This window comes from Pedobacter sp. A2324, from assembly GCF_059693705.1.
Genome location: NZ_JCASSK010000005.1, coordinates 297,453 through 320,572 on the forward strand (window position 1 = coordinate 297,453; position 23,120 = coordinate 320,572).

19 protein-coding genes and 1 tRNA gene are annotated in these 23,120 nt (G+C 42.2%); 14 read left to right on the forward strand and 6 right to left on the reverse strand.

What is annotated here, in order from left to right; translation table 11 throughout:
* Window positions 1–105 precede the first annotated feature (105 nt).
* The 5 genes from AC570I_RS16410 (at window position 106) to AC570I_RS16430 (ending at window position 5,148) form a co-directional block, all read left to right on the forward strand.
* On the forward strand, window positions 106–696 hold the full coding sequence (locus AC570I_RS16410) for a hypothetical protein (protein WP_497406331.1): 591 nt from the start codon (window positions 106–108) through the stop codon (window positions 694–696).
* Window positions 697–1,150: 454 nt separating this feature from the next.
* Window positions 1,151–1,420: a hypothetical protein gene (locus tag AC570I_RS16415; protein ID WP_497406332.1), complete on the forward strand. Its 270-nt coding sequence runs from the start codon at window positions 1,151–1,153 to the stop codon at window positions 1,418–1,420.
* 259 nt (window positions 1,421–1,679) lie between these two features.
* On the forward strand, window positions 1,680–3,197 hold the full coding sequence (locus tag AC570I_RS16420) for a hypothetical protein (RefSeq protein WP_497406333.1): 1,518 nt from the start codon (window positions 1,680–1,682) through the stop codon (window positions 3,195–3,197).
* On the forward strand, window positions 3,194–4,135 hold the full coding sequence (locus tag AC570I_RS16425) for a hypothetical protein (protein WP_497406334.1): 942 nt from the start codon (window positions 3,194–3,196) through the stop codon (window positions 4,133–4,135). The genes AC570I_RS16420 and AC570I_RS16425 overlap by 4 nt, the downstream gene beginning before the upstream one ends.
* Window positions 4,132–5,148, forward strand: a complete 1,017-nt coding sequence (locus tag AC570I_RS16430; protein WP_497406335.1) for a PorP/SprF family type IX secretion system membrane protein — start codon at window positions 4,132–4,134, stop codon at window positions 5,146–5,148. Before AC570I_RS16425 ends, AC570I_RS16430 begins: the two co-directional genes overlap by 4 nt.
* Window positions 5,149–5,156: 8 nt before the next feature.
* On the opposite strand, the gene AC570I_RS16435 is transcribed toward AC570I_RS16430, so the two are convergent.
* Window positions 5,157–7,157, reverse strand: a complete 2,001-nt coding sequence (locus tag AC570I_RS16435; RefSeq protein WP_497406336.1) for a PKD domain-containing protein — start codon at window positions 7,155–7,157, stop codon at window positions 5,157–5,159.
* 309 nt (window positions 7,158–7,466) lie between these two features.
* On the opposite strand from AC570I_RS16435, the gene AC570I_RS16440 reads away from it, so the two are divergent.
* On the forward strand, window positions 7,467–9,239 hold the full coding sequence (locus tag AC570I_RS16440) for a hypothetical protein (protein ID WP_497406337.1): 1,773 nt from the start codon (window positions 7,467–7,469) through the stop codon (window positions 9,237–9,239).
* A 2-nt stretch (window positions 9,240–9,241) separates the two neighbouring features.
* Here the strand turns inward: AC570I_RS16440 and AC570I_RS16445 are convergent, their stop codons facing one another.
* From AC570I_RS16445 to AC570I_RS16455, 3 genes are read right to left on the reverse strand one after another with little or no spacing between them, the layout of a single operon-like run.
* Window positions 9,242–11,368 carry a xanthine dehydrogenase family protein molybdopterin-binding subunit gene (locus tag AC570I_RS16445; RefSeq protein WP_497406338.1) on the reverse strand — a complete coding sequence of 709 codons (2,127 nt, stop codon included), beginning with the start codon at window positions 11,366–11,368 and terminating at the stop codon, window positions 9,242–9,244.
* Between the two features lie 14 nt (window positions 11,369–11,382).
* Window positions 11,383–12,363: an FAD binding domain-containing protein gene (locus AC570I_RS16450; protein WP_497406339.1), complete on the reverse strand. Its 981-nt coding sequence runs from the start codon at window positions 12,361–12,363 to the stop codon at window positions 11,383–11,385.
* Window positions 12,364–12,375: 12 nt separating this feature from the next.
* On the reverse strand, window positions 12,376–13,158 hold the full coding sequence (locus AC570I_RS16455) for a (2Fe-2S)-binding protein (protein WP_497406340.1): 783 nt from the start codon (window positions 13,156–13,158) through the stop codon (window positions 12,376–12,378).
* A gap of 225 nt (window positions 13,159–13,383) precedes the next feature.
* On the opposite strand from AC570I_RS16455, the gene AC570I_RS16460 reads away from it, so the two are divergent.
* The 4 genes from AC570I_RS16460 (at window position 13,384) to AC570I_RS16475 (ending at window position 16,882) form a co-directional block, all read left to right on the forward strand.
* Window positions 13,384–14,133: an SDR family NAD(P)-dependent oxidoreductase gene (locus AC570I_RS16460; protein WP_497406341.1), complete on the forward strand. Its 750-nt coding sequence runs from the start codon at window positions 13,384–13,386 to the stop codon at window positions 14,131–14,133.
* Window positions 14,134–14,213: 80 nt separating this feature from the next.
* Window positions 14,214–14,798 (forward strand): TetR/AcrR family transcriptional regulator, encoded by a 585-nt coding sequence (locus tag AC570I_RS16465; protein WP_497406342.1) that lies wholly within the window; start codon window positions 14,214–14,216, stop codon window positions 14,796–14,798.
* Between the two features lie 93 nt (window positions 14,799–14,891).
* On the forward strand, window positions 14,892–15,677 hold the full coding sequence (locus AC570I_RS16470) for a TspO-related membrane protein (protein ID WP_497406343.1): 786 nt from the start codon (window positions 14,892–14,894) through the stop codon (window positions 15,675–15,677).
* Window positions 15,678–15,871: 194 nt separating this feature from the next.
* Complete coding sequence (locus AC570I_RS16475; protein WP_497406344.1) at window positions 15,872–16,882, forward strand: zinc-binding alcohol dehydrogenase family protein; 1,011 nt, start codon at window positions 15,872–15,874, stop codon at window positions 16,880–16,882.
* Window positions 16,883–16,974: 92 nt separating this feature from the next.
* Here AC570I_RS16475 and AC570I_RS16480 read toward each other — a convergent pair whose 3' ends face one another.
* On the reverse strand, window positions 16,975–20,043 hold the full coding sequence (locus AC570I_RS16480) for a beta-L-arabinofuranosidase domain-containing protein (RefSeq protein ID WP_497406345.1): 3,069 nt from the start codon (window positions 20,041–20,043) through the stop codon (window positions 16,975–16,977).
* A 226-nt stretch (window positions 20,044–20,269) separates the two neighbouring features.
* On the opposite strand from AC570I_RS16480, the gene AC570I_RS16485 reads away from it, so the two are divergent.
* The 4 genes from AC570I_RS16485 to AC570I_RS16500 all read left to right on the forward strand — a co-directional run bounded on the left by AC570I_RS16485 (window position 20,270) and on the right by AC570I_RS16500 (window position 22,873).
* The gene (locus AC570I_RS16485) at window positions 20,270–21,055 is read left to right on the forward strand and encodes a carbon-nitrogen hydrolase family protein (RefSeq protein ID WP_497406346.1); all 786 of its coding nucleotides are present in this window, start codon (window positions 20,270–20,272) and stop codon (window positions 21,053–21,055) included.
* A gap of 88 nt (window positions 21,056–21,143) precedes the next feature.
* The gene (locus tag AC570I_RS16490) at window positions 21,144–21,917 is read left to right on the forward strand and encodes a DUF2490 domain-containing protein (protein WP_497406347.1); all 774 of its coding nucleotides are present in this window, start codon (window positions 21,144–21,146) and stop codon (window positions 21,915–21,917) included.
* Between the two features lie 105 nt (window positions 21,918–22,022).
* Window positions 22,023–22,334 (forward strand): hypothetical protein, encoded by a 312-nt coding sequence (locus tag AC570I_RS16495; RefSeq protein WP_497406348.1) that lies wholly within the window; start codon window positions 22,023–22,025, stop codon window positions 22,332–22,334.
* A gap of 23 nt (window positions 22,335–22,357) precedes the next feature.
* The gene (locus AC570I_RS16500) at window positions 22,358–22,873 is read left to right on the forward strand and encodes a 2'-5' RNA ligase family protein (RefSeq protein WP_497406349.1); all 516 of its coding nucleotides are present in this window, start codon (window positions 22,358–22,360) and stop codon (window positions 22,871–22,873) included.
* 86 nt (window positions 22,874–22,959) lie between these two features.
* Here the strand turns inward: AC570I_RS16500 and AC570I_RS16505 are convergent.
* A tRNA-Lys gene (locus AC570I_RS16505) sits at window positions 22,960–23,032 on the reverse strand.
* Window positions 23,033–23,120: the final 88 nt, after the last annotated feature.

A 23,120-nucleotide genomic window follows, 5' to 3' on the forward strand; every position in this document is an offset into this window, starting at 1 on the left:
AATTCTGTTAACAGAAGCTTAGGTAAACAGATAAATAATGCAATTAAAAATTTGTCTAAGGGAACGAAAGTAGATAAAGTCATAATAAATTAGTATATTATATATATGATAAATAGTTTTTTAAATCATTTTGACTTTGATGACGAGTCATTAGATAACACTTACTTACCTGGATTTAATGAGATGGTAAATAATGCGGATATACTCTATTTGCTAGAAAATATCGGGGGAAAATCTTTTAACAATGGGATTTATAAAGTGCATTCTTTTGCTTCTTCGAAACAGTGGACCGATCTTGTCAAAGACGCATACCCCGAAGCAACAAATACCTGGATTTTTGGTTATGATTGGCTAGGTAGACAATTTGGAATCTCATTAGATCAGGGAAGACAAATTTCTTTTTTTGATATAGCAACAAATGAAATGTTTAATATACCATGTAATGATATTTTTGAATTTCATAATGTAGAATTGGTCGAATATGAAGATGACGCCCTCGCAAAAATGGATTTTGAAAAATGGATGGTAAAGTGGGTGAAATGTATAGGACTGGAAAGTTGTGTGGGGTACAAAATACCTTTGTTTTTAGGTGGCAAGGATGAGTTTGAAAATTATGAAATAGTAAATACAGAGGTTTTTTGGGATTTAAACATTCAAATAATTAAACAAATAAATAAACTTCCTCCTGGTACTTAAATAGGTGAGATTAAATTAAAGTAACTTTCCTCCCCCTGCTAGTCCGAGCGTTGCAATTAGATAAATTGTGGTGGTGCGTGCTTTTAACTAGTACCAATAAAAAGCTCGATAGCGGTAATGTTACAGATTTACTGATGGTCACTCAAAATACTTCAGAAGCTGTTTTGAGTTTTGATCGAGTATTAAATAAAACAATTTAAAGGTGGGCGGTTGTCCACCTTTTCTATTTTAGATTAAATTACAGGCGCTAAGTGCTGGTTTTTTCATCTGTTGTTACAGAATTACTGGTGATCTGTAATGGGGTATGTTTTCTGCTTAAAATTGTAAAGGAGAAATCATGATTAAGTTGCCTGAAAGCTATTATTTGTTACCTCAATCCGGATAGTGGATTTGGCGCATTTTGCTTAGGCCCTTACCCTAAACCTTCTACCTTTATCACACAATTACTAACGATATGAAATATACTATTTTCGATGGAATCTCCCTGATTAAAAATAGAAAGACAAAACGTGGTAAACAAAAAATGATATGTAGAATTTGCGGTACGTCATCGCTTGATGTTTATATCTATGTTGATTGTCAGGGAATGATTAATCCTTTAATTAGTGTTTTATTTAAAGAAGGTGCGGGTATCAGAAGTAACGACGGCTGTTCTGAACGTCATTGCGAAGCTGGAATTGAGCAAGCTGAAGAAATCCCTTCGATTAAAAACCTTCAAGCATAATTTTATAACTCAAACTCAAGTTGATAGTTAGTTGGTCATTGGAGCAATTGTCTGGGAGCATACCATCTCGAATTTAACAACTTCCAAACCCTTTCATCCAAAAGTCTTCCCCATTCGTGTGTCAGAACCCTCACTTTCGTCAATCCCTGTTTTTTTTATGATTATAAATTTGGATTTTACATTGGTTTGATGTGTTTCGGCATTTTTTTGTAATGTGAGAAGAGATACATGGACCAACCGAATCAAACAAACAATTAGGATGAAACGCATACTCTGTATTGGATTATTTCTAATCCAACCGATGATTTTATTTGCACAAAGCCAGATCCGTGATGATGCTGGACAGCAAGGAGGGATTGCCGGATTTTATGAAACCTACAATCCGATCAATTTTCCGGTTGGTGCAGCAGGTTGGTGGCATTGGCTCGACGTGAGGCACGGCAATGTAAATAATAATTTTTCCATGCAGTTTGCGGGTAGCTTTTATGATCAGAATCTTTGGTTTAGAAAAACTGATAACCTGGCCAACCGTGAATGGTCACGAGTGATTACGGAGACAAATGGCGTTCTTAATGGAAAACTTTATATGAGCACCCCTAATGGTCAGAGCTTTTATGTTGGTCACCAGGCGGGGCCAAACTATACTTATCCGAATGGTATCTTCCGTGCCGAAATGGATAATCCCAGTGGGTTAAATAACACTTATTTCGAGGGGCTTTCGGCGGGGGTAAGACGGTTTAGTGTCAGGGGTGATGGACAAGGCTTATTTGAGGGAAGTGTAGGGGTTGGAACGGATCATCCGGTATATAAACTGGAAGTAGCAGGTGGTGATATCAAAGCCTATAATTACGATCACGCTACAGGCATTTCAATCGGAGCAGAAAGCACCGAACGGCCAAGAATCGGGTTCCACGTTTCGGATAATTCCAGGAGATTTAAACTTGAAGTAAACGGTATCAACAGTACATATGAGCGTTTAGGCGTTTTCTCCACCAACGGTGGGGCTGGAGGCGATACAGAATTAATGAGTTTCAATAAAACTGGTAAAATTGGCATCGGCGAACAAAACCCTCAGTCTGGCTTGCATTTAACTACTGACGGTTCTGGAAAAGATGGCGGAAATAACTATGCATATAACGGCGATGGATTAGTGATTGAGGCTAAAACAGGAGGCCGGAAAATAGAAGCAGGTGCCCAACTCGAGTTTTTGATACCCGCAGGCAGTGCAGGGGATAACCCTTGGGGGCAAGGCAGGATTATTACAGTTGCCGGAAATCCAGATAACACAAATGCCACAGGAAAAATGATCTTAGGTACACGAAGAATGTTCGACAAACTCCATAGCGGACAACAATGGTATTACGGTGATGACATTGTAATCGATGGTTCAGGTAATGTGGGTATAGGAACCTTGCTTCCAAAAGAAAAGCTCTCCGTTTACGGTGGGATTAGAGCAACAGAAGTAAAAGTCTCTGCAACAGACTGGCCTGATTATGTTTTTAATGAGGATTTCAAAGTTGAAAGCCTTATAGACCTAGAAAACTATATTAAAGTAAATAAGCATCTACCGGAAATTCCCTCAGCAAAAGAAGTAGAGAAAGAAGGTGTCGCACTTGGAGAGATGAATAAACTGCTGTTGAAAAAGATTGAGGAGCTAACTTTACATTTGATTGATCAGCAAAAGCAGCTGACTGCTCAGCACGAATTATTAGTAAGGCAATCAGCCCAACTGACAACTCTCGACCAAAAACTCAACAAGAGACTTAAGAAACAATGAAAGATAGACTTATCGTTTGTATAGCCTTGATAATAGGGTGGTGCACAAATTTAGAAGCGCAAAATTTAGGACTGAATCAAGGCAATTATCTCGAAATTTCACAAGTATCGGGGTACACCAACAACCATTTTATGAATAAAAAATGGTTGTATAGAAGCTATTATGGTGATGGATGGACCAGCACAAGATTAATCGACGGAATTAGCGTGGATGTTTCATTTTTAACACCGGGAGTAGATGCACGCACCTGGTGGGATCGCGACCCCACCTCAGAAACCCACAGATGGGGGACTCGTAACTTTACATTTATGACGCTGAATGGTGGCTCCTCGATGCTGGATTTGGAATCGTATAGTGGGGGCTGGACGATTAACAGCAGAACAAACGCAGCTAGTCCCGGTTCTATTAATGGTTTAAAGCTCAGTACTGGTTATCTTGGTGAAGAAAAATGGGCTGGTATTTCGGGAACTGCTGAAGATATACATAGTAATAATACTGCGCTATCACTGTACGCAGGGCAAAGCGAAAAAATGCGAGTTCTTGCTAATGGAAATGTAGGTATTGGCACATTAAATCCTCAGGAAAAACTATCAGTATTTGGCACCATTCGTTCTAGTGAAGTAAAAGTTTCCTCTGCTAACTGGCCTGATTATGTTTTTGAAGAGGGTTTTAAAATTGGCGGGTTGGCCGAGTTGGAAAAGTATATCAAGCTTAATAAGCATCTGCCCGAAATGCCTTCAGCAAAAGAGGTAGAGATAGAAGGGATCGCACTTGGAGATATGAATAGTCTACTATTGAAAAAGATTGAGGAACTCACACTGTACCTCATAGAGAAAGATACACAGATTAATTCGCTACTGAACGCCAATAAAAAAACCAATGAACGCCTGCTTCAACTAGAAAAGCATGTTGTATCAAAAGGAGGAACAGGTAAATGAATAAATGGTTTTTATTGGGCTTTATTTTATTGACATGGTTTGCTGCTCCTACCTGGGCCCAGCAGCGTCCACAATACACCCAATATTTACTTAATCAGTACCTGCTGAATCCGGCGCTTTCTGGTATTGAAAATTACACTGATGTAAAGCTAGGGTACAGGCAACAGTGGAGTGGTTTTGAGGATGCGCCCAACACATCTTTTGCTACTATACACTGGGCTTTGGGTGATGAATATTTGTGGCAGAATCCACTTTCGATGGGTGATGATGGTAAAGACCCAAGATCCCGAAGCTACCTTCAGGATTACAGCGCCTCTCCTTCACATCATGGAGTTGGCGCCTCGCTTGTTAGTGACAAAGCCGGGCAACTTAATATGACCATTATGAACCTCAGTTATTCCTATCACATGCAGATTGGCCAGCGGTTAAACCTCGCCGTCGGAGCTGCGGCCGGTGCAAGCCTAACCGCTATCGATGTAAATAAGCTAATGATGGAAAACCCTGCAGATCCTGCTTTGGCAAATGCACGCAAAACGGTTACCAATCCTGATCTATCAATTGGTTTATGGTTGTATGGTCGCGATTTCTTCGCCGGCTTTTCTGCACAGCAACTGATTCCTGCTAAACTGAATTTCTCGGGTGATGAACTTTACAATACCGGTCGTTTGGTCCCTCATTATTTCCTTACTTCTGGTTATCGGTTGCCGCTGGGAGAAAATATAGATATCATTCCTTCAGTAATGCTAAAATATGCAGCAAATACCCCATTATCAGCTGATTTAAATGTGAAACTAACGTTTGACAAGCGCATTTGGTTAGGGACAGGTTACCGACAGGGTGATGCACTAAGTGTTATGGCTGGTATAAATGTGAGTCACCTGATTAACGTTACCTACTCATACGATTCGACTACTTCTGGCATAAACCGTGTGAGCAATGGGAGTCACGAAATAGTCCTGGGCCTATTGCTGAATAACGTATACAAAGTGGTTTGTCCGCAACGTAACTGGTAATTAATGTTTTAGCGGATGAGGGTTATTGAACCTTTATACCTTACTTCTTTTCCAAAAAGATCGACTCCATCAAATACATAAAAATAAGCACCTACCGGAACCGGGTTGCCCTTTAAGTCTCCCTTCCATGAATCAAAAATATTTTGTGTGAAAAATACCTGATTACCTAAACGATTAAATATCCTCAGTGAAAAATGCTTGAGGTTTGTTACGTTGATATTCAACTCGTCATTTATTCCATCGCCATTGGGAGAAAAGGAATTTGGAATGAGCAGTGCTGCAGCATCTAATAATACCAGATCGTTTAGAATTATACTGTGTGCACACCCGTTTGTAGTGAAGGCGGTTAATGTTACTTGATATTTTCCTGGTTTGGTAAAGGTATGACTGGGGTTAGCTTCTTCTGAATGCTCTCCATCCCCAAAATTCCACAGATAATAATCAGCATTTTTGGAATGGTTAATGAAACCGATAGGCGCCGGAACGGAAAATTTACCGGGAACAACCGGATTTGTAGTAAAAGAAGCTACGGGATTAACGACAATGTTTGGAATAAATATGGAGGCAGTTTCGCTGGCGCAGCTGCCAGAAAAGGCGGTTAATTCGTAATGTCCCCCTTTGGACAGGTTACTTACAGGAAGACGGACATATGACGTATCGGCTTCGAAACCGTCAGGTCCGGTCCAGTGATAACGAAAGCCTTCAACTGGTGTGGTTTGCAATTCGATAACCGAGCCCAGGCAAAAGCTTTCTTGATTTATCCGAATGGCAGGCGTTTCAGGCTTGGCCGATACCTCAAAAGTAAATGTACTGACAGTGGTACATCCCCTCGGGCTTGTGGCCTCGAGGCTTACTGTTTTTATACCGGGACTATTATAACTGAGGCTGAACGGCCCAGGTGTGGAAGCCGTCGCGATACTGGCGCCCGGGCCGAAATTCCACAACAGGCTATTATATCCGGTTGCTTCTGCAGTAAATTTAAAACGCTGATCAGTTGTGCAGGCTGCCTCTAATTCCATGTTTACTGCTGCTTTAGGTCCTATAAATGTTCCGCTCCCATTGAAGGCTAGCGTGAAACCATTATTGCCATTGGAAAAATTATCGATTAACAAAGCATACTGATGACCCGTAATCATATCGATCGATTTCACGAAGCCATCCTGTCCGGCTACACAACCTTGTTGTTCACTAAGATCTGTAGATGAGCTATTCATTCCTGTAACATAATAGCGTGGCACACAATTAACACCGCTTCCTGCTGCACACCTCAAAATATTAGTAGAGCTGGGTAATAACGCGGTATTTGACGGTCCTAAATCAAACAATACCCAGTCGATGTCATCCGTTATGGAAGTTGGGGTAATACTGAAACCAAGGTCGCCATCATTGGCTGCAATCCAGGTATACCATGCTGTATTAGATTCTGTGCTGAGGCAACTTCCCAGGGCTTCGCGATTATTTTCTCCTGCACCACTTACCCTTTGCTCCGTGAAAGTCCTCGTATCACAAAGTAATGCCGCTGTAGTGAAATCTTGCCCCGGCTTTTTTGGAGGAAAATAGTTGTTAGCACAGAGCTTAAATGTGCCTGTCGCATCCTGCTCGGCACTAACCCGGATATAATAAGTTTCACCAATTTCCAGGCCGCCCTTATAGCCTGTGGTAATGTTATTCCCGGTGGTCATTGCGCCAATCTGTTCTGTAAGGGAGTTGTTTTTATAAGTGTAAAAAGCAACCAGTGGATTAAGCAACGATGCTGAGTTAACTGTCGATTTACCTGTAATAGTTACCGTAACGTCGGTTGCAATCGCGGTAAAGATATACCAAACGTCCTTGCCCTCAGAATTCCAGAAGTTTGACTTTTTAAAACCACTTGCCGTTGCGCCTATATTACTATATTGTGTTTCACCAGAACAATAGCCCATAACTGATGGAAGCAATGTTGCATTTTTAACATCATCATTTGCCGGTGCCTGTGCCCTGGAGCTGGAACCGGCAAGGCAAAATAGCATAACAAGAATAGTGTATAGATACCGGTGAATCATTAGAGCATTAAATAATCTTCAAATAAACAAAATTTCTGTGGATTTGGGGTAAGCGCTTGTTTAACTCAGATGGTTGGAGGTAGTTATTTGATCGTTTAAACCCATATATCTTATAAGTAAAATCGGTTTCGTCAAAGGGTTTCCAGTGTTCGTGTGACAGATAGTTGAGTTTCATCAAACTGCATTTTATTTCCAAAACTTTTAGCTCATCTTTAATTGGTTAAATGTTGATTTCAAACAGGTTTCGAATACATATAAGCCAGACCAAACAACACGATGATGAAAAGAATTTTATTAGCGATAGTATCGCTGATTTTGCCATTGCTTAGTATCGCCCAAACTCAAAGCCGGGATGACGCCGGGCAAATCGGAACAACTTCAGGCTTTTACGAGACTGTAAACCCAGTAAACTTTCCTGCAGGTGCATCCAGCTGGTGGCATTTACTAGACGTCAGGCACTCTAATAGAGGAAATAATTATGCCATGCAGTTATCGGGAAGTTTCTTTGATCAGAACTTTTTTCTAAGGAAAACTAACAATAATGCACAGCAACCCTGGGTAAAAATTGTTACCGAAAGCGATGGGCGGGTTGGGATCGGAACCAACCAAGCCCAATCAGCGCTACATGTAAATGGAAACATTTCTTTAGCAGCCTCCACAGATCCGACAAATACTTATCTACAGTTTCAACGCCCTTACGATGGGTACATAGGAGCCAGGCTAGGGAATGTTTATAGCATGAACGGATTTGGTGGACACCTTGTTTTCGAAACTAATAACGGTCTAAACACCGAAAGTATGACAGAAAGAATGAGAATTACGAGCGCTGGTTATGTAGGAATTGGCACCACTAACCCAATCACCTCATTTCATGTTCTGGGCAATAGTTATTTAGATGGAAATTTAAAAATTCAGGCGAAAGGCGAGGCGTGGGCAGAAGGTATAGTGATAGTGAGGCCCAATGGATGGTCGGGTATTCGTTTAGCTAGAAACGATCCTGGAGCGGGGGAGTTTGAAGGGAATTGGGCAATGGGATATTCCGCATTTTCAGGAAATGATTTTACCATTAGTAACAGTACAGGAGGTGTTCAACATGATGCGCTATTACATATACGTTCTGACAATCAATTTGTTGGTATTGGAACATCCACCCCAATGACACGCCTGAACGTTGTTGGCGGCGATATCAAAACCGGTAATTTTGGGAATTTCACAGGCGTTCAATTTGGTGCAGATGCAAATGAACGGCCAAGGATTGGCTTTCATGCATCAGATAACTCCAGGCGTTTCAAGATGGAAATGAACGACATCAATAGTGATGCGGAGCGTTTGGCTGTATTTTCCAGTGGTGGTGGCGCTTACGTCTCCGATACGGAAGTGTTTTCTGTTGGAAAGGGTGGCAGGGCAGAGGTGACTAGCGGTGCCGCCCTTGTGGATGCAAATGCCATGGTGAGTACAGAAGGACTGGTAGTTAAAGCAAAAACCGGAGGGCGCTTTCAAAACATGGGTGCACAAATTGAATTTGTAATACCGGCAAACAGTGACGGAAGCAATTTCTATGGGCAAGGGCGAATTATAACTGTTCCAGGTAACGATCATAATAGTGATGCAACCGGCAAGATGATTCTTGGTACGAAAAGATTAAGTAACAAAGTAAATGCAGGATTGAGCTGGTATTATGGGGATGACCTGGTTATTGATGGAGGGGGTAGAGTGGGAATCGGAACACTAAGCCCTAAAGAGGCCTTATCAGTTAATGGAACTATTCGCTCAAAGGAAATCAAAGTTGACGCACAGAACTGGCCGGATTACGTTTTTGCAAAAGAATATGAACTTAGGCCTTTAGCAGAACTAGCAGCCTACATTAAAACCAACAACCATCTTCCTGAAGTGCCAACCGCAAAAGACACTGAAGAAAATGGTGTTTCGTTGGGAGATATGAATAAAATCCTTTTGAAGAAAATTGAAGAGCTTACACTTCACATTATATCATTAAGCGAAAAAGTAAATAAATTAGAGGGGACATTAAGAAAAAAAACTGATAAATAAGATTAAAGCAACTTATCTGGTGTAATAGGTAGAGACCTTATTCTTTTTCCTGTCGCATTGAAAACTGCGTTGGCAACTGCGGCAGCAACCCCAACGATCCCCACTTCACCAATTCCTTTTACGCCCATTTTATTTGGGATTAAATCTTTCTCATTGATAAACATGGCATCTAAGCTTCCGATATCTAAGTTGGTGGGTACGTGGTAATCAGCAAAGGAGCGTGTGGCAAAATTTCCGTATCTGGGATCGATTACTGATTCTTCTGTTAAAGCCATGCCGATTCCCCAAACGTTTCCGCCGATAATTTGCGATCTGGCAGTTTTTGGGTTCAGTATCTTTCCAGCGCCTGTAACGGCCAGGAAGCGTGTTACCTTTACCATTCCGGTGATGCTGTTTACTCTTACTTCGGCGAAATTAGCGTTGAAACTATGTGCAGAGTATTTATCGGCTTCGGACGGTGCTTTGGAATCAGAACGGGTTTGAAAATCAGGAAAGTTTTCTGAAACCATGAGTTGTGCTGCGGTTGGGCGGACAAAAAACTGCTTGCCCGATTTAGCTAATAGTACGTCGGTGATTTTGATACAGGCATCGTTAACGGCATTTGCGAAACTGGAGGCGCCTACAGAACCAACTGAACCTGCAGCAGGGGGAAGATCGGAATCTCCAAGTTTAACGGTTATCTGGTTTACGGGTACGCCTAACCCGTCGGCAGCGGTTTGTGCCAGTATGGTATTTGTTCCTGTACCCAGATCGGATGCTGCAATTTCTACTGTGGCATATACTATTTTATTTTTTATTGTCAGTTTAATGATCGCCGAACTGTCCCGCTGTCTTGCAGGATAGGTTCCGCAGGCCACGCCATAGCCGATCCAATCATCACCGATTTTATTGGTGCCTGGTTCAGCTTTTCGTTCGTCCCAACCGAATGCTTTTGCGCCTTCTTGTAAACATTTTACCGTTGTTCTGGATGACCATGGTTTTCCGTTTGACGGATCTTTGGACGGTTCATTTTTAATCCTTAATTCAATGGGATCCATTTTGAGTTTGTAAGCCAGCTCGTCCATGGCAGATTCCAAAGCGAAGCTTCCGGTAGATTTTCCGGGTCCGCGGGTATAGGTTGGCAGTATGATGTTCATGGGCACTACCCGGTAAGTGATCAGGCTGTTCGGAACATCATACATGATCTTTGTACAATCGCCACAAGGTTCAATGTATTCATCATTTATTGCGGTGTGCGATATGATTTCATGTGCAAGTGCAACCAGTTTTCCTTCTTTTGTTGCACCAATACTTAATTTCTGCATGTTTCGCTGCCTCAATCCTACAGAGTTAAACATCTGTTGCCTGGTTAGGGCTAACTTTACCGGTCTGTTTACCATTTTAGCAGCCACTGCGGTAAGTACAAGGTTTGCCCATTGACCACCCTTTGAACCGAAACCACCGCCAATAAAAGGAGAGATGATACGTACCTGCTCAGGTTTCATGTTCAATGTAGCTGCTGCTGCCGTTTGCGCGCCGTTAATGATTTGTGAACCATTGTATAGTGTGAGTTTATCGCCTTCCCAAATGGCCACGGTAGAATGAGGCTCCATGGGATGGTGGTGCTCAATAGGGGTTTCGTATAGTTCCTCCACCGTTACTTCCGCGGTTTCCATAGCCGATTTTCCTACGCCCCGCACCTGATCGGCCAGCTCTTTTCCTTTAGGCATTACGGGATTTTCTGCCAGCTTTTCAAAATCTGTTTTTTCTGCTTTCTGATTGTATTCAACTTTTATGAGGTGTGCGGCAGCTGTTGCCTGCTCAAAAGTTTCGGCTACTACCATTCCAATATGCTGACCATGAAAAGTAATTTCGGGTCCTTGCAACAATGCACCGCCTCTCAGGCCACCTTTTACATTTAACTGTGGTGCGTTTTCATGGGTAATTACCTTAAGTACCCCAGGATAAGTTTCAGCCTTGCTGCTGTCGATTTTTGTAATCTGACCGGCGGCAATGGTGCTTTTAAACAACACGGCATAAGCTATGTTTTTGGCCGGATAGTCGGTAGCATAAGTGGCTTTACCTGTGATTTTGAGTATACCATCGATCCGGTCGATACCTTTACCGATAGATTTGGTGCTGTTTTCCATGTTTGATTGTTAATTTATCCTATAAGTGCTAACTGAAGGGCATTGATCAGGGTTTTTTTGCCCATTTCTATTTTAAACTTGTTGTGGGATAAGGCTTTGGCTGCAGTCATTTCCAGTTCTGCGGCTTTGGTAAAGTTGGCGCTTGTTGCTGGTTTACCCTTTAAAAAATCTTCTGCCTGTAACGCTCTCCACGGCTTATGTGCTACTCCTCCCATAGCCAGGTGGGCAGATTGAATGATGTTTCCATTAAGGTTTAAACCTGCAGCAACAGAAACCAGCGCGAAGGCATAGGAATTCCGGTCTCTTACCTTCACATAGGCTGAGTGTGCAGCAAGGTTATTATTTGGAATTTCAATTCCCGTTATGAGTTCGCCATGCTCCAGGCTATTGTCTTTTTCAGGATGGTTAGCGGGAAGCAGGTGAAAATCTTTGAAGGCTATGGTACGTTCTGCATCATTGGTTTTTACTTTTACCGTCGCATTTAATGCCGATAAAGCTACGGCCATATCGGATGGATATACGGCCACGCAATGTTCCGACCAGCCAAAGATCGCATGCATTCTATTGAAACCCTCCAGAGCAGCGCATCCGCTTCCGGGCACCCGCTTATTGCAGGGCATCGAGATATCATAGAAGTAACTGCATCGGGTGCGTTGCAAAAGGTTTCCACCATTAGTGGCCATGTTCCGGATTTGTGCAGAGGCGCCGGCTAATATTGCTTTGCTAAGTAATGGTAAGTGCTTACGTATCAGGGGATGATTAGCCGTTTCTGTATTTTTAGCCAAAGCGCCTAAATGAAACCCGGTGGCAGTGGCTTTAATTTCTTTTAGCGACAGGTTTCCGATATCGATAATTTCATTGGGAAGGGATACATGCTCTTTCATTAAATCGAGCAGGTTGGTTCCTCCGCCCAGAAAAGCAGCTTCTGAATTTTTAGTAAGCCTTGCAACCGCATCGCCTGGGTTAGTTGCCGAAATAAAGTGAAATGGTTTCATAATGGTATGCGGTTAATCGGTAAACAACCAGTTTTGTGGAACATTTTTACCGGTTTGAGCTTCTTTAATGGCTGCTACAATATTGGGATAGGCGCCACAGCGGCAAATATTTCCCGACATCCGCTCTGCGATTTCTTCATCGGAAAGGAGGATAGGTTTCGCATCAGCGCTGATGTGCGTTGTAGCAAAGCTTGCCTGACCTTCTTTTGCTTCTTTCATGAGTGCTACAGCTGAGCAGATTTGTCCAGGTGTGCAAAATCCACATTGAAAACCATCGTGCTTAAGAAAAGCGGCTTGCATGGGGTTCAGCTCATTTTCCTTCGCTAGCCCTTCAATGGTAATCACTGATTTCCCCTGGCAAGTGGCTGCTAAAGTAAGGCATGACAGTACCCGCTGTCCATCGACAATGACCGTGCAGGCACCGCACTGGCCATGATCGCATCCCTTTTTTGATCCTGTGAGACCTATTCTTTCCCGAAGGGTATCGAGTAGGGTCATTCTGGAATCGATAAGTATGCTTTTGGAGCTTGAATTGACTTTGAAGGTAATATTTATTCCATTTTCTATAGCATTGGGGATGAGGTCGGGAATTTCATCTGTTTCAACTGCCCGGGCAAATAGCTGCTCGGCACCTAACGCATAACTCGCCAATAAGCCGGCGCTGGCTAAGCCCATTAGTTTGACGAAGTGGCGTCGGTTGAAACCTGATTGAATGACCTCTTCCAGTTCTTCGGGCATTAGATCGCCGAAGAGCCTGTGTTCTTCAGGGGTAAGCTGTGTTTTGTTTTGTTTCATGTTGCTGTTTTGAAGTTAAAACAGTTAAGATATAGTGAATTAGCAACTATACTGAGATTTAAACAACAGCAAGTAGCTTATGGTTTTGGTTTGATTGAAAAACTGGGAGCTTAATTTTTGGATGCCATGCCCGCATAGGTAAATGTCATATTATTCTCAAACTTACCTTATTGTACTGATCGGTCTAATTAACTTATTATGTTTGTCGACCAATTGGTACAATATATGAAAAAATTAGAAAATAAGGTTGCTCTGGTAACAGGCGCTTCGAAAGGAATCGGGGCAGCAATAGCGAAACAGTATGCTGAAGATGGTGCAGCAGTGGTTGTAAATTACGCCTACTCCAAGGGAGACGCAGAAAAGGTAGTGGAGATCATTAGAGGTAAAGGTGGAAGTGCAATTGCTGTGCAGGGTGATGTTTCAATCGCAGAAGATGTGAAAAGGATTTTGGCAGATACCGTGGAGGCATTTGGCAGAATTGATATTTTGGTTAATAATGCTGGAGTTTATGAATGGGGTCCACTTGAATCGGTTTCTGTTGAAGGGTTTCATCGCCAGTTTAATATCAATGTGTTGGGTTTGCTTCTTGCCTCTCAGGCGGCGGTAAGTTATTTCGCAGAGAATGGCGGTAACATTATTAACATCGGATCTGGTGTATCGACATCTCAGCCGGCCGGGAGTGCTGTTTATACGGCAACAAAAAGTGCTGTAGACTCTATAACAAGGGTACTTTCCAAGGAACTGGGATCAAAGAACATTAGGGTAAATTCTATAAATCCTGGTATAGTTGATACGGAGGGATCAAGGGCAGGTGGGTTTATTGGAAGTGAAATGGAAAAGATGTTTGTGGGGATGACGCCGCTACAGCGTGTTGGAATGCCAGAGGATATTGCATTAATTGCTTCGTTTCTTGCTTCGGACGAGGCCCGTTGGCTGACAGGGGAAATCGTGTCGGCAAGCGGTGGATTGCGTTAGTATTTATGGTCATCCCGGTTTTTCCGGATTAATGAAATAAATCAATAGCTTTGTATGCAGATGCAAAGCTATTGATCATTATGAGAACCAAAGATTTTGATGAAGAAGAGATACTGAGGAAAGCTATCAATATTTTCTGGGAAAAAGGCTATCATGCAACTTCTATCCACGACCTGATAGAGGGGTTGGGAATCGGACGTTCCAGTATATACCACGCCTTTGGAGATAAGCATACACTGTTCTTAAAGGCACTTGAACTTTATCAGTATGGTGGTACTGCCAAAATCATTAAAACCCTTGGCGAGGCACCTTCTTTGAAGCTCGGTATTCGTGCATTGTTAAACGGAGTTGTTGACGATATCTACGTTGATACTTTTCCGCAAGGATGCTTTAAAGTGAATTCGGGAGTGGAGGTAGCCGCACAGGATAAAGCGGTAAATAAGCTGGTATATGATGACGACCTTCTTATAGAAAATGCGCTGTATCAGGCATTCGAGAAGGGGAAGCAAAATGGAGAAATCGGTAAATCAAAAGATTCCCTCGCCCTTGCTCGTTTTTTTTGCAATACAGTTTCTGGTTTGCGCGTTTATGCGAAATTCAGAACGGAAAGAGCTTTTTTTGAAGATATTGTAAAAACTTCACTTTCAGTGCTGGAAGGTAATTAATTGAAGTATAATTAGATTCTTGAATCTAAGCAAACAATTTTGGTTTTTAAGACTTATCATTTGAGGATTATACTTCAACCATCATTGATTCAGATGAAACACCTAAACAAATATCTGCCTGTTGCAAACTTAATTTCACTGATCCTGACCATTGGGATAAACTATTTTTCAAACGCGGGATTGCTGAATGGAAATACGATGAAAGTAATTTCCGACCGTTACGCCAACTATTTTACACCAGCCGGGTATGCGTTTTCGATCTGGGGGCTAATTTATCTCGGACTCCTGGGTTTTGTTTGCTACTCATTAATCAAAAGAAAACAGCCTGAAGTTGAAAGTATATTAAATAAGATAGGCTGGTTATTTGTACTTTCCTGTGCCGCAAACTCTTTCTGGGTGATGGCCTGGCTGAATGATTATATTGGGGCGTCAGTGGTCATTATGATAGTATTATTGCTAAGTCTTATCGCCATCATCAGCCGCACGAGGATGGAACTCGACGCGCATCCGCTCAAAGAATATGTTTTGATCTATTGGCCCTTCGCTTTGTATGCCGGATGGATAACAGTGGCCCTGATTGCAAACGTTTCTGCCTACCTTACTAAGATTAACTGGGATGGCATGGGAATTTCTGAAAATAATTGGGCTGTTATCATGATTGCAATTGCCGGGCTCGTCAATATCATCATGATACTATCGAGGAATCTCCGTGAGTTTGCCTCAGTAGGAATCTGGGCTTTGTTTGCCATTTCTGTAAGAAATCATCAACAACAAAGTACAGAGGTGGTTTATGCCTGTTATATTACCATCTTCGTTATTATGGTATTTATAATTTTTAATGGCATGAAAAAAGGTGAGCGGTCGATTGATAATATGTGACGAGATAAGCTTCGGAAAGCGCTTTCCCCATCGGCAATAAGTTAATACTTCCCTTTAAAAATGACATACATTTAATGATTGCTTGCAACATGATACGATGTTGTACATTAACTTTGATCGTGAAGTTACATTTGAAGCGTGATCGCTTCAATGTAGCATTGAAATGAGTTTGATGATTAGCTATATAAATGAATATGAAAGCAATAGGATTTAAAAAATCGCTGCCAATAACAGAGCAGGATAGTTTTATTGAATTTGAAACAGAAAACCCGTCGCCTGCGGGACATGATTTGCTGGTTAAAATCAATGCGGTTTCTGTAAATCCCGTTGATTTTAAGGTTCGACAGAGCAGCGCAAAGGATAAAATACTGGACACGCCTAAGATTATAGGCTGGGATGCCGTGGGTGTGGTAGAGGCTGTGGGTGAACTGGTATCGCTATTTAAAGTTGGGGACGAAGTTTTTTACGCAGGTGATATTACAAAGCCAGGCAGCAATGCTGAGTATCAGCTGGTCGACGAGCGTATTGTAGGTAAAAAACCGGCAAACTTATCAGTTGCCGAAGCTGCTGCCTTACCTTTGACGGCGCTTACGGCATGGGAAATTTTGTTCGATCGCCTGCGCATCAATGAAAAAGATAAGGGTAAGTCCATTTTGATTATTGGTGGTGCCGGTGGTGTAGGCTCTGTAGCTATTCAAATTGCAAAGAAGCTGCTGGGGTTACGGGTAATTGCTACCGCATCCCGTATTGAAAGCGTTAACTGGTGTAAAAAATACGGTGCTGATGTTGTCGTCAACCACCAGAATCTGATTGCAGAAGTGCGTAATGCGGGTTTCAATCAGGTTGATTTTATCGTTGATTTTGTGGATGTAAATCAATATTGGGATGCCTTTGTAGATTTGATTAAACCGCAGGGCAGCATTGGTTCTATTAGTGATCCGACAGCTGCAGTGAATCTTCGCCAGCTAAAAGGGAAGAGTGTGAGTTTCCATTGGGAATTAATGTTTACCCGATCAATGTTTCAAACCGAAGATATGGTTAAACAGCATCGGATTTTGAACCAGGTAGCAGATTTGCTGGATAACGGAACGTTATTAACGACTTTGAATGAAACCCTCAAGGGTTTCACCACGGCTAATTTTAAAAAAGCCCATCAATTACTGGAAGGTGGCGCTACCATTGGAAAAATTGTTGTTGAGTATTAAAATTCACAACTGTTTATACCAAACCATTCAATGTTTGGTATAAACAGTTCAGTGCGCAATAGGTCTTATTGTAGCATCCCGTACATTTTCTACTACTTCAAAGTAACGTCCAGGTACACCGAATGACGGCCGTAGGTTTCGTAAAAAGGTTTAAAAGCAACATCTCCCACGTTAAAATTTAAGGTTTTCGGATCGCCTGATATCGACTTGCCGATATCTGCAGCATCGAATGTAATTTTGCGCCATTCTTTTCGTGGTTCTGGTTCTTGCGCAGCGAGCAATATGGGGCCGTAAAATAAACTGGCAATGTTTTGCTGATCCATTACACGATCAAGGTGAAACTGAAAGGGCATTTTAAGTTCAATTTTATCGCCATTTTTCCATGACCTGCTGAGCTTGATATAGGTGCCGGGTGTGGCAATTAGTTGTTGCTCTATTCCATTAATTTTTACCGTAAACCCTTTTGTGGCCCACTCAGGTACCCGCACATAAATATTGAACTTCCCGCTGCCATTGATAGTCAGAGCGGTTTGATCTTCATTTGGAAAATTTGTGGATTGTATTAATGTTACTTTTCTTTCATTCCAGTTGAGGGTAGAGGGGATAAACAGGTTAACATAAAGTGATTTATTGTCTTCTGATTTGAAATAAATAGAATTTTGAAGTTTGGTGCTGCTTTCTATTGCTGTACCGTTGCAGCAGGTGAATCCAGTCATGTCAGCATTACTAAATTGTTTAACAGATCCGGGTCTCAGGGATACATGGTAGGTATTCGCCGGACTGTCTTCGGCTACTGAAGCCAGGATATGGTTATACAAACCCCGTTCATAATAATCCATAAATGCTGGATTTTGGTTAACCATAAACAAGTCGCCCGTTAATTTCAGCATATTGTATGTAGCACAGGTTTCATTTTGGCCCCCTTCAGAAAATCCATTTTCATAAAGGGAAGATGGTTGAGAAACGAAGCATTCTGCATTGGCCGGGTTACGTGCACCCGCAACGCCACCGATGCTGTATATGTAATCGTTTACCATTTTATACCAGAAGTTATCGGCAATTTTAAAGTATTCGGGGTTTTTGGAGGCATTGTACATCTCGATGCTTCCCACGATCTGTGGAATGTGCTGGTTAGCATGAAGTCCCCTGAAGATATCTACATTTTTAGCCAATCCGTTTGTATGGGCGGTATCACCATAAAATACTTTGATGTTATCAAACAGGGTTGCTGTGCTCAGGTATTTTGCCTTGCCGGTGATCCTGTACAGATGAGCCATGGACTCATTCATACCACCGAATTCGCCGGCAATGTAGGTATTCCACATTTTGATACGGGTTTCTGCAGGCAATGTACTTAAACGGGTATATACCCAATCGCCCATCCCTGAAGCAATTGCGAGTGCTTTCTTGTTGCCGCTTACCTCGTACACTTCTATCAAGCCTGCCAGTATTTTATGTAAGGTGTAATAAGGTGCCCAGATCTGATTTTTCTGACCACCGTATTTGGCGCCTTTTTCCAGCATAATGAACTGATCAGGAGGATAGGCGCTGATAAAGCCAGTTCCCCAGTTCCAGTAATCGTTTCTGATCCCTGCGTCGCTAAGGTCAGAATCGAAGGCTGACTTTCCGGGCCCGAAAGACACGGCCGCCGGATCGGCTACAAAGGCCTCGCCGGTTTTCCCGGGTTTTCCTGATAGTTGTGAAAGCTGATACAAGGTATTGACCATGTATTCCATTTTATTCCGAAAGTTTTCATGGAGGGCTTTGTCGTAACCAGTGCCCGCATAGGCTTGTGCAATTGCAGTGAGATAGTGCCCGGTGGCATGCCCCCTGAGCTTGGTGTCCTCGCTATCCCAAACGCCCAAAGGAATGGCTCCCGAAGGTTGCTTTTGTCCGAAAGCATGACGAAACATGTATAAAAAAGAATTGGGGTCAGTATTAGCCAGCGTTCTGATGAACTTATCCCGGTTTTCCAGAAATTTCGTCTGGTGGTTTTGCTTATCTGGTTTTAAGCTTACCTGGTTTAAGGGAAAGGGCTGCAATTTAGAAACAACAGAATTAGAATGGTTTGGTTCGTACACTGTTACGAATGCTTTTGGCTGGAAATCCGTTCCTGGAACCTTCCCGGTAATTGTGTATTGGCCAGATTTCAGAACCGTTGTATTATCTGTGGGAGCTGGCCACAGTACCCTTACTTTAGGACCCTTGATTTTATTCCGGTAGGTGCCGGCAACATAGGCTGGCAATCTGGGTAGATTTCCAATTTCAGTACTTACTTTCACATCGCCGACTGCACTAAGGTATGCATTGTAAAGCTGTGGAGTATTTGAAAGGAAAGCGGGTAAATCGTCTTCTTTTTTGGAGGAGGTATTCACTGTGGCGGCCTGTGTACTTTGCTCTGCATTAATGAAAATACCTTCAACCTGCTTAATGCTTAAAGGTACGCGGTAGATACGAAAATCATGCATCATGCCGTTTAAAGCCATTGATTCGGTTGGTTGTGATTTACCGATATACAGCGGCTTCTTTTTTCCGGATGTTGATCCGAAGGTATCAGTAAGGTCAATCGTCGCACCTTTAATTTCTCCTGCAGCTTTGCCATTGATATAGGTGACCATCGATTTTGCAGGCACATTAACAACAATGCAAACGAAAACCCACTTATTTTCATCAATGGGAGAAGAGACAATTTCCATAATTTTCTGATCTTTTCCGGGGATTGCCACTGTGAAATTTTTTCCGCTATTCGATCCCAGATAAGCTGCAAAAGATTTTTTTGGTGCTGTTTGCCCGAAATCAAATAAAGCCTGGCCATTGCTTTGTGACCGGAGGTAAATCCATCCGCATACCGTTAAGGATTCAAGGTCAGTCAGCACTTCGCCCGGAATGGTTAGAAAGGAATTGTTTCCGCCATTGATGGATAATACTGTGCCAAAGCGGTCGTCTTTAACAAAAGTGATTTCAGTGCCATTAATTTTGCCATGGTGATTATTTCTGGACCAATCTTTTACATCGCCATTGAACTGATACCGGGCGCTTAATCCCGTTTCTCCAATACCATCAAGTATTTGATCGCCGTTTTGTGCGTGAACGCTATTTACCGCGGCAATGGATGCAATAACTAAAAATAGGATACGGAACAGCAACTTCAGTTTTTTCATGTTTATCATTTTAACTACTTCTTTCTTATAGCCTGATTAAACGTTAACCGGGAGGCATAGGATTTAAACTGGCATGCGGGAAATGAAGTAATTTACTTTTGCAAATTGCATAAAATTAGATATTATGGACAAAGTTTAGACGCTTTTTTTTAGCTGATTTAACTCTGATTTTATCAGGATTGAGAAATGTTTTTATCTTGTACCCTTAAACTCTACTTACATACTCATGAGAATAGCTCTTGCTTCGCCACCCATTCCAAAATCTCTCGATAATGCTTTAACCGCACTTACAGCACTTGTTAAATCGGCCGCTGAAAGCAAAGCGGAGATTATCTGTTTTCCGGAATCCTATCTTCCAGGTTACCCCGGAATGGGATACTGCGAAAGTGACCGGAGTGCACCTTCGCTCACCAGGGCGTTGGAGCAAGTAACTGCACTTGCCAGGCAAAATTCAATAGCCATCATCGTGCCTATGGATTGGCACAGCGAAGGTGGCCTGCAAAACGTAGCTTTCGTGATTTCTAGTGATGGGGAAGTGATCGGCCACCAAAGCAAAAACCAGCTAGATCCATCGGAAGATGAGATGTGGGTAGCCGGAACTGAACGACAATTGTTTGAAATCAATGGTGTAAAGTTTGGTATTTCCATTTGCCACGAAGGATTCAGATACCCGGAGTCGGTAAGGTGGGCTGCGCAAGCTGGTGCAGCGATTGTATTTCATCCACATTTCACGGGAAGTGATGAAACAGGAAAGGTGATTACCCGCTGGGGAGATCCGGACAGCCCCTATTATGAAAAGGCAATGCTCATGAGGTCGATTGAAAATACAATCTATTTTGCCAGCGTAAATTACGCTTCGAAATATCAGGAATCTGCCACATCGCTGATTGATCCCGATGGTAACTGCATCGCCTATCAAAATTACGGCGAAAGTGGCTTGCTTATCCGGGATATCGATATTAGCCTGGCAACGGGGAGGCTAGCTAAACGGTTTAAAAAGGAGTTGTATTAGGATAACAATTGAGGATTTATACCTGAATTGTTCATTATGCCAAACGTTTTACTGATACACGGGTTGTATGTATAAAACGAAGCTATTAATGGGAAAACCGCTTACCGATAACCACAACACAGAGGATACTACTCACACCTGCTTGGCATCGGCAAGCATTTACCTGAAACGAAAGCTGTTATTTTTTGCAATCAGCATGTGTTGTTCTTTTTGTAGTTTCGGACAGGCTCCCGAATCACAGGGATGGCTTTTCATTACACATCAGCAAAAAATCGGAAAGTCATTCAAAATACTGGCAGATGTCCAGTTGCGCACTGCCGACCGCTATCAGTATTTGAATACGGTGTTGCTGCGCACGGGATTAATGTATGACCTGTCTAAAAAGCATTCCATCGCATTAGGGTATGCATACAAGGGCGACTGGGAAAAGGAAGACTACAATGATGATAAGGCGTATAGTTTTGAAAACCGGATTTTTGAGCAGTTTATTTACGATTTTAAATGGCATAAAACAGAGTTGATGTTTCGCGGCAGGCTCGAACAGCGTTGGGTCAAAGCTGATGAAGTTCAGTTTTCCCAACGTGCCAGGGGAATGCTTGGCGCACAAATTCCCTTGCTTGCAAATCAGAATTTTTCAAGGGGAATTTACATGGGTTTGCAGGATGAATTGTTTTTGAATGTGATGAATAAAAGTAAGGTGAACGGAAGTTTTTTTGATCAGAACCGGGTATTTCTATCTTTTGGCTATCGTTGGAATAAGGCCATTGATACGGAATTGGGCTATCAACACTGGTATCAAAAGGAGGAAACCGGGCGCTATAACCGCCATGTTCTTCAAATACAGATTTCCACCCAGTTTTAGCGTAGCAAAAAGAATGAAGATTAGGATTCTAAAGATCTAATAGTTTTATAGGGGACTAAAAACATTGGTAGCAAAACTAATTGATTTCGTAAGTGTTCCAATATCATGGAAGAATCAGATGCAAAATCAGTAGTTAGTGATGCAGTAGAAGCTTATACCATTGCGATGGGCGATGGCGAAACGCATACTTTTCATGTCAATATCTACCCCCATCACGCACAGTCAACTTGTAGATACAGTGTTTTCCAGGGAGAGAAATTAGTGGCTGCTTTAGCTCCGAACAGCCAGGGGTTTCTCTACATATGTCAGAATCCAGGTGATATCAGAGAAGATCTACTGGATCAGCTTTGTGAGGCTGTGGAATTGAGGCATCCTGACATCATTGATGACGATGACGAGCAGCCTGATCAATCTTAGAATATTATTAAAGCAAATCTTTGATGCATACCTGCATTCTGACCACCAGACTGGATAAAAAAAGCCAGACTTTTTTTGATGATAGGAGAAAGCTATACTTTCCAGCAGAAAGGAATTTTTTAAATGCCCATCTCACGCTTTTTCATAAGCTTCCTGATGATCCGGAGGTGCTGCTACAGCTGGAAAATGTTGTTCATTGTTCTTTCAAAGCCAGTGTTTACGCTTTGAAGAGTATCGGCAACGGGGTAGCTTATATTATCGAAAGCAAAGAATTACAATTGCTGCACCGGCAGTTGCAACAGCAATTCCAGTCAATTCTAATCGCACAGGACAGGCAAACACTGCGTCCGCATATCACGATACAAAACAAAGTAAGTGTGGAGAAGGTCAAAAGTTTGTTAACAAAGTTAGAACCGACTTTCGAGCCGCTCAATATTAATATTGAAGGACTGGATCTGTGGCATTATCTGGATGGACCATGGTCTCATTACCGGTATTTTCCCTTTCAACCATCGAACCCGCTGTTAAATAAGGCTTAAATAAAAGTGTAATTAAATAGGGGACAATTTTTACATTTAAAAGGGTATAGAAACAAAAAAAACCTCACATTTCTGTGAGGTTTTTGTGATCCCGCTGGGATTCGAACCCAGGACCACTACATTAAAAGTGTAATGCTCTACCAGCTGAGCTACGGAATCTACTTTGCTTAAAAACGTTGTCCGTTTCCTTTAAAGTGATGCAAATATAGGGCTCTGATACATCTCCTGCAAATAAAAAAAACTAAAA